6 protein-coding genes and 1 pseudogene are annotated in these 6,741 nt (G+C 43.7%); 5 read left to right on the forward strand and 2 right to left on the reverse strand.

The window, feature by feature from the left end; all coding sequences use genetic code 11:
• The first annotated feature begins 332 nt into the window (after positions 1-332).
• The 4 genes from AC5590_RS12260 (at position 333) to AC5590_RS12275 (ending at position 3,964) form a co-directional block, all read left to right on the forward strand.
• The gene (locus AC5590_RS12260; RefSeq protein ID WP_169268728.1) at positions 333-491 is read left to right on the forward strand and encodes a hypothetical protein; all 159 of its coding nucleotides are present in this window, start codon (positions 333-335) and stop codon (positions 489-491) included.
• A gap of 229 nt (positions 492-720) precedes the next feature.
• Entirely contained in the window at positions 721-1,167 is a 447-nt protein-coding gene (locus AC5590_RS12265) for a tellurite resistance TerB family protein (protein ID WP_169268729.1), read from the forward strand.
• 783 nt (positions 1,168-1,950) lie between these two features.
• A complete protein-coding gene (locus AC5590_RS12270; RefSeq protein WP_169268730.1) occupies positions 1,951-3,315 on the forward strand; it encodes a UDP-N-acetylmuramoyl-tripeptide--D-alanyl-D-alanine ligase in 1,365 nt (454 codons plus the stop codon).
• A 76-nt stretch (positions 3,316-3,391) separates the two neighbouring features.
• Positions 3,392-3,964 (forward strand): GNAT family N-acetyltransferase, encoded by a 573-nt coding sequence (locus AC5590_RS12275; RefSeq protein WP_169268731.1) that lies wholly within the window; start codon positions 3,392-3,394, stop codon positions 3,962-3,964.
• Positions 3,965-4,528: 564 nt separating this feature from the next.
• Here the strand turns inward: AC5590_RS12275 and AC5590_RS12280 are convergent.
• Both AC5590_RS12280 and pirA read right to left on the reverse strand, forming a co-directional pair.
• Positions 4,529-5,314: pseudogene (locus tag AC5590_RS12280) on the reverse strand (S41 family peptidase); the annotation flags it as partial.
• 259 nt (positions 5,315-5,573) lie between these two features.
• Positions 5,574-5,729, reverse strand: a complete 156-nt coding sequence (gene pirA, locus AC5590_RS12285) for an arginine synthesis PII-interacting regulator PirA (RefSeq protein WP_169268733.1) — start codon at positions 5,727-5,729, stop codon at positions 5,574-5,576.
• 142 nt (positions 5,730-5,871) lie between these two features.
• Here pirA and AC5590_RS12290 point away from each other — a divergent pair, with 142 nt between their 5' ends.
• Positions 5,872-6,678, forward strand: a complete 807-nt coding sequence (locus tag AC5590_RS12290) for an SAM hydrolase/SAM-dependent halogenase family protein (RefSeq protein WP_211178773.1) — start codon at positions 5,872-5,874, stop codon at positions 6,676-6,678.
• Positions 6,679-6,741 lie beyond the last annotated feature (63 nt).

The raw sequence follows: 6,741 nt of genomic DNA on the forward strand, positions 1-6,741 counted from the left end.
CCGTGAGAGCGGAAACCCTCATCAAGCACTGGTCTCACCAAATAAAACCGGATTCATATAGTAAGCATGTAACTAAGTTTACTCATTTAATGAATAAATTCTATAGACTTATTGAAACTTCTTTTCTATTAGTTATTCACCTTAGTAATTGGTTTAACAAAACAGCACTGAAAGTTTATCTGAACTTCAAGAATAAAAAATCTAAGTTTCGTTATGAAAGAGCTAAAGTTTTGTTAAGATGCAAATGCTAGTCTCCTATGAACGAAAAATGCCAATCACGGTGTGAAGAAAGAAATAGGTACTAGCACTCTATAAGTTCGGGAGACAAAACAATGACTAGTTATATTTTTTTCGATGAAGCCCTTCAAATGCTCGTAAACGCCTTCTTGGGTTCGGTACTCCTACTTATGGTCTTTTCTGGCTTAGGTTTGGCACTTATCGAAACTATGGAAAAAACAGGTATTCGCCTAGACACCAGACGACTTCACTAAGAGTCGTCTTTCTGTAGAGGCTATCAGCACAGGGGCTTTGGTAAGGTAAGGTTGGGTTGATAAGAAGTCAAAAATTTATTATTTGTCGAAAACCATTAAGTTTGAGTGTTCGCTAGCAAGAAATCTTGGGAACACTGAAACATATAGAAGTCTCACAGCGTCGCACAATGACTTCCCAAGTACGAGTAAGTGTATCGCGATCAAGACGCTAGCAATGGAGTAAACTGTAATGGGTCTATTCGACAAAATGTTTGGTGGAGAAAGCCAAGTTCAAGAAGCACTGAGTCAACCGGAAGCAATCGCAGCAATTGCTTTGGCTGCTACAGCCTCAGATGGAAACCTCTCTGATGAGCAGGCACGTGGTATTTTATCAGTGCTGTCGGGTATGAAGCTTTTCAGATATTATTCCAACGATGAAATAAACAGGATGTTTGAGAAACTCCTGAATATTCTCAAGTGGGAAGGCATAAATGCTTTGTTTCATTCAGCCAAAGAATCTTTACCATACGACTTGCGAGAAACAGCTTTTGCGATCGCCACCGATTTGGTTTTAGCCGATGGAGTTTCTCCTCAAGAAGAGCTTGAGTTTTTAAACGATTTGTCTCAAGATTTGGGAATCTCTGGTTATATCGCTATACAAATTGTGCAAGTGATGTTGGTCAAAAATCGGGGATAGCTCACCCCGCCCCAAAGCCCAACGGTAAAGCCAATTGCCTGCTTTGGGAAATCCTCAAAGCAGCACGTTTAGCATTTGAACTCTCCTGGCTTTGAAAAAACCAGGATTCTAGACTGTTGTTACGCTTAACGCTTAACAGGAAACACGAAACAGGGTTGAAAATCTCGTGATGCCCGTATTTTCTCATTAGTTCATGTCCTAATCTACCTGGCAACGGCTATACCTTTTCAATGTTTTAAAGTTGTTTTGATTCTAAATTTAATAAAAACATATAAAAATTTTACATTTCTTAACTTTATATTGTCAGCAAATTTGGATGAGGAGGGAAGGAGGGTTCCCTACACCCAGCCTACGGCACTCAGCGCCCCGTAGGGGTAAAGCAGCCGACGACATGGCACGATCAACCGCTAACGCCGGGGGGAGTATCCCCCCGGCAGACTTTGGCGCTCTTGCAACACACCCTTACCCCCGCACCCGTTGCGGCATTAACTGGGCTGTCTTGTTGAATTTCAACGAGAAATTTTGGAATCCAAAAGCTCTAAGTGTTATGCTGTAAGGCATTTGATTTGCATACTACTAGTACAATAAAGGCGGAAATAAAGCTACGATTCAAAATTAGCGAAAAGCTTATAATGTAAGCTTTTTGAATTTTGTTAGCGCAGCGGGACGCAGTCCATTTCTGCTGCTTGCGAATTCCAAAGCAGCGGTACTAGGTGGCTAGACAACCTGCTAGCACCGATTTTCTTGGCGACTTCACTCTGAATTTTGGATTTTGAATTGCTTATGCCTTTCTCTGCCACCATTAGCCAACTGATTGAAGTTCTTTGTGCCGAAGCAGCAAACTTATCTGAAGCTGCTTTGGCAAATTTCAGCAGTGGAATTGAAACAGATTCCCGTATACTCAGCAGGGGTGAAGTATTCGTGGCTTTACGCGGTGAAAAGTTTGATGGACACGATTTTGTGCCAATGGCAATAGAAAAAGGTGCAATGGCTGCGATCGTTGATTTTGAATACGAGAATTCTAAATTTCCCGTCTTACAAGTCAAAGACACGCTCGAAGCATATCAAAAAATTGGTAGGTGGTGGCGTGAACAGTTTTCTATTCCAGTGATTGGGGTTACGGGTTCTGTGGGTAAAACCACAACCAAGGAACTCATTGCTGCTACTTTATCAACACAAGGAACAGTCCTCAAGACTTATGGAAATTACAATAACGAAATTGGCGTGCCAAAAACACTGTTGCAATTGAGCGCAGAACATGATTTCGCCGTTATTGAAATGGCGATGCGGGGAAAGGGGCAAATTGCTGAACTGACAGAAATCGCGCGTCCGACTATTGGTGTCATTACTAATGTGGGAACTGCGCACATTGAGTTACTGGGTTCAGAGGAGGCTATTGCTCAGGCAAAATGTGAGTTACTGGCTCAAATGCCCAAAGATGGTGTGGCAATCCTCAATTATGATAATCCGCTATTGATGGAAACAGCAGCGAGAGTTTGGCAAGGAGAAGTTTTGACTTATGGCTTTTCTGGTGGCGATATTCATGGCAATTTGATTGATAGTGACACCTTGGAAGTGACAGGAATGCAATTGCCTTTACCATTGCCAGGACGGCACAACGCAAGTAACTTTTTGGCAGCTTTAGCGGTGGCAAAGGTGCTGGGTATTGATTGGTCGTGTTTGAAATCGGGTGTGAGGGTTGATATGCCGGGGGGGCGATCGCAACGTTTTACTTTACTCAATGATGTGGTAATCTTAGATGAGACTTATAATGCTGCACCAGAAGCTATGCAAGCGGCGTTACATTTATTAGCAGAGACACCAGGAAAACGACGGATTGCTGTCTTGGGTGCAATGAAGGAATTGGGAGAGCGATCGCACCAGTTACATCAGCAAGTAGGAGAAACGGTGCGAAATTTAAATTTAGATGCTTTATTAGTATTGGTGGATGGAGAAGATGCTTTAGCCATAGCCAAGAGTGCCGAAGGTATTTCTCAGATGTGTTTTACAACTCATGCAGATTTAGTTGCCTCTTTAAAGACTTTTGTACAAGAAGGTGATAGGATTCTTTTTAAGGCAGCGCATTCAGTGGGACTAGATAAAGTGGTAAATCAGTTCCGTACAGAATTTGCTAAAGAAATTTTGTAGTTCTTAGCTGATGACTAATTGCGAATTGTGAATCGTGCGATTAGCAAATAGCGATTAACAAATAATAATTACTTAAGTGATGAACATTAATCTACCGCTAGAAACACAACGTCTTATTCTCAGGGATTTGACAAAATCAGATTGGGAAGGAATTCATAACTACGCCTGTGATCCAGAAGTTGTTCACTATCTGCCGTTTGGTCCTAATAGTGAAGAAGATACCAAGTTATTTTTGCAAACACAAATTAAATTACAACGCCAACAACCCCGTCGGCATTTTACTTTAGCAATTACTTTAAAAGATGACAAACAATTCATTGGTACCTGTCGCCTTTCGATAACAAATCCAGACAAGCTAGAAGGTTCAATTGGATATAGCTTAGATAAGCAATATTGGGGGCAAGGATATGCAACCGAAGCTGCAGGAAAAGTCTTACACTTTGGTTTCCAGCAACTCAATATGCATCGGATTTTTGCAACGTCTAACCCGAAAAATACTCTCTCAATGCGAATTTTGGTAAAAATCGGGATGCGACAGGAGGGGTATTTGCGAGAGTATGAATGGGTTAAGGGTGAGTGGCAAGATTCGTTGCTGTATGCGATCGTTGATCGTGAATGGATACAGATGCAGATTCGCAATTTCAACTGAAGTTTTAAGAGGGAAAAGGGAGCAGCCAAGCACCCGAGCACCCGAGCGCTTGGCTGCACCCCTGCTGCCTTAATGATATAGCTATAGCCAACTCTATTAGGACGTAGGGAACAGGGAACACTTGGTCGGTCGTTCGACAAAGCTCAGGGCGGCGCAGTGCATCGCGCTTAACGCTTAACAGGGAATAGGAAATGCTTAACTTGTCAAGAAGTTTGAAAGTCTCGTAATGTCCATATTTTTTCATGAGTTCATGTCCTAATCTACCTGGCAACGGCTATAACTATTGATTTTTTCATATCATCTCCCAATGTAGGTGCCGATCGTTTGGGGTGAGTTTTGTTTTATAGCTTTAATGACGGTTTTGTGGAAGTGTTATTTCCATTCGATTACTTTCCAAGCGCAAGTGGGGATATACACGGTTACGTTCTCAGGTAACGAGTGTAACAGGTTTCCATTCGATTACGTTCCCCTGCGAGTGGAGACCAGGCGATCGCGCAGAGTTCTACCATCTGCTTGCAGTTTCCATTCGATTACTTTCCCCAGTAAGTGAGGACTTTCTGCTTTCCTTCCCTGCCGCTGAGCAATCTGTTGGTTGAGAATTTCCAGCGCTTTGACGTATTGCAAATCGTCTTGAGTCCCAATCTTGTTACTAGCACGGACGAAGAGTTCTTGCTGCTGCTCATCGGTGAGTTCCACATCCACATCAGGTCCGATGCCCGCGCGGTTAATATCGCGACCGCTGGGGGTGAGATACTTCGCTATGGTGACAATCAAACCAGAGCCATCGCTCAAGTCGAGCGGCGACTGCACCAGCCCTTTACCAAAGGTTTTGCTGCCCACCAACACCGCTCGTTCGTTGTCTTGCAGGGCACCGGAGAGAATTTCACTGGCACTGGCAGACTCTCCATTCACTAGGACGACCAGAGGTTTGTCGGTGATTGCGGTTCCGTTGGCGCTATCTTGCTCAGACACGCCTTGGCGATCGACCGTAGACACAATCAACCCGTCCTGAAGCCACATGCGAGCAATCTCAATGCTGGAATCGAGCAACCCGCCAGAGTTATCCCGCAAATCCAGCACATAGCCGACTACGCCCTGCGATTCTAAATTGTCTATTGCTGATCGCATTTCATCAGCGGCTTTAGCATTGAACTCAGTCAACCGAATATAGCCGACAGCACCGCCAGGTCCTTGTTCAACAAAGAAGCGGACTGGGTTAATTTCAATACGGCGGCGTTGCAGCGTATAGTCTTGCTCTTGCCCGTTGCGCCGAATCGTTAAGGTGACTGATGAACCCACAAGTCCCCGAATCAGGTTCACCGCCCCATTCCTATCCAAGCCCTCCGTGCTCCACCAACCTTACTCAAGAGCAATGGGAATTAATTGAACCATTAATTCCAATCTCGCACATTCTGACTTGCTTGAATTTGCGCGATACGCATCATTGCGTCTGCCCAAAGGCGATCGCACTCAAGCTGCGATCCTAGCTAATACCTTTCTCTCTTATCTAGAGAATCCATCGCGAACTATATACAGACAATTGAATAAAAACCCGCGCTTAGCGGGCTAACACACAACAAAACTATGAATTAGAACAAAAAATCTTGACTTAACTAAAGTACTTCATTTCAGCTTCCAGTTGGCGAACCAAACTGTCGTCGCCTTTGGCTCTAGCTACTTCTAGGCGATGTTGTAAGCTTCTGATGATATTCAGTTGATGTGTTTTCCGTGCCTTTTTTACGACTTCCACTCTGTTCTTAATCATTTAATCGTTTACCTATTGTGTTTCTATAAATATCACCTTTCCCTAACATAACAAATTTTTCGTAGCTTATGTTACAGACAAAATAAATTTAATATATATTAATCAACCAGAAATATATTGCATCCAGATGCATCCTCATCTCATGATCACTATGCTCAGCGATTTTGGCGATCGCGATATTTATGTCAGCGTCATGAAAGGAGTCATTTCCCAAATCAACCCAGAACTGAGAGTGATAGACTTGACGCACCAAATACCGCCGCAAAACATTGCAGCGGCTAGGTTTTGCCTGATGAATGCTTACCCTTACTTTCCGGATGGGACAGTGCATTTAGCAGTCGTCGATCCGGGTGTAGGAGGAAGGCGACGGGCGATCGCAATAGAATTTGCCAAAGGGTATCTAGTCGGACCAGATAATGGTATCTTTAGCGGATTATTGAGTCAAAGTCCGGCAATGCTCCAGCGGGGAGACTCACTCAGGGCAATCACAGTTGTAGAATTAACAAACCCTGATTACTGGAGAACTGCTGAACCCTCCAGGACTTTTCACGGGAGGGATATCTTTGCACCAGTTGCTGCACACCTTGCCTGCGGAGTCCCCTTGACAGAACTGGGGAATCTCATTGATTCCGCAGCTTTGGTACAACTGGACATAGCAGAATGTATTTTAACAGAAACTGGTATTGTAGGTTCGATTCAATATATTGACCACTTTGGTAACTTAGTCACCAACATTCCAGGGAGTTACATCCAAGGCAAAACTTGGTGTGTGAAAGCAGCTGGGTTAACGATCAGAGGATGTGAAACTTATAGTGATGTCAAAGTTGGGGATGCGATTGCACTGGTTGAAAGTCACGGCTGGGTAGAAATTGCTATCAATAGCGGTAACGCACAATCACAGTTGCACCTCAAGTTTGGAGATACAGTAGAAGTGGCTTTTGAAAGCTAGCAGTTTTTTGTGGTTTGAGTCGAGAGGAGCTATTATGCTCCGTCCCTCTCAGTTAGATCCGGA

It is taken from the genome of Brasilonema octagenarum UFV-OR1 (genome assembly GCF_963888615.1).
Lineage (GTDB): Bacteria > Cyanobacteriota > Cyanobacteriia > Cyanobacteriales > Nostocaceae > Brasilonema > Brasilonema sennae.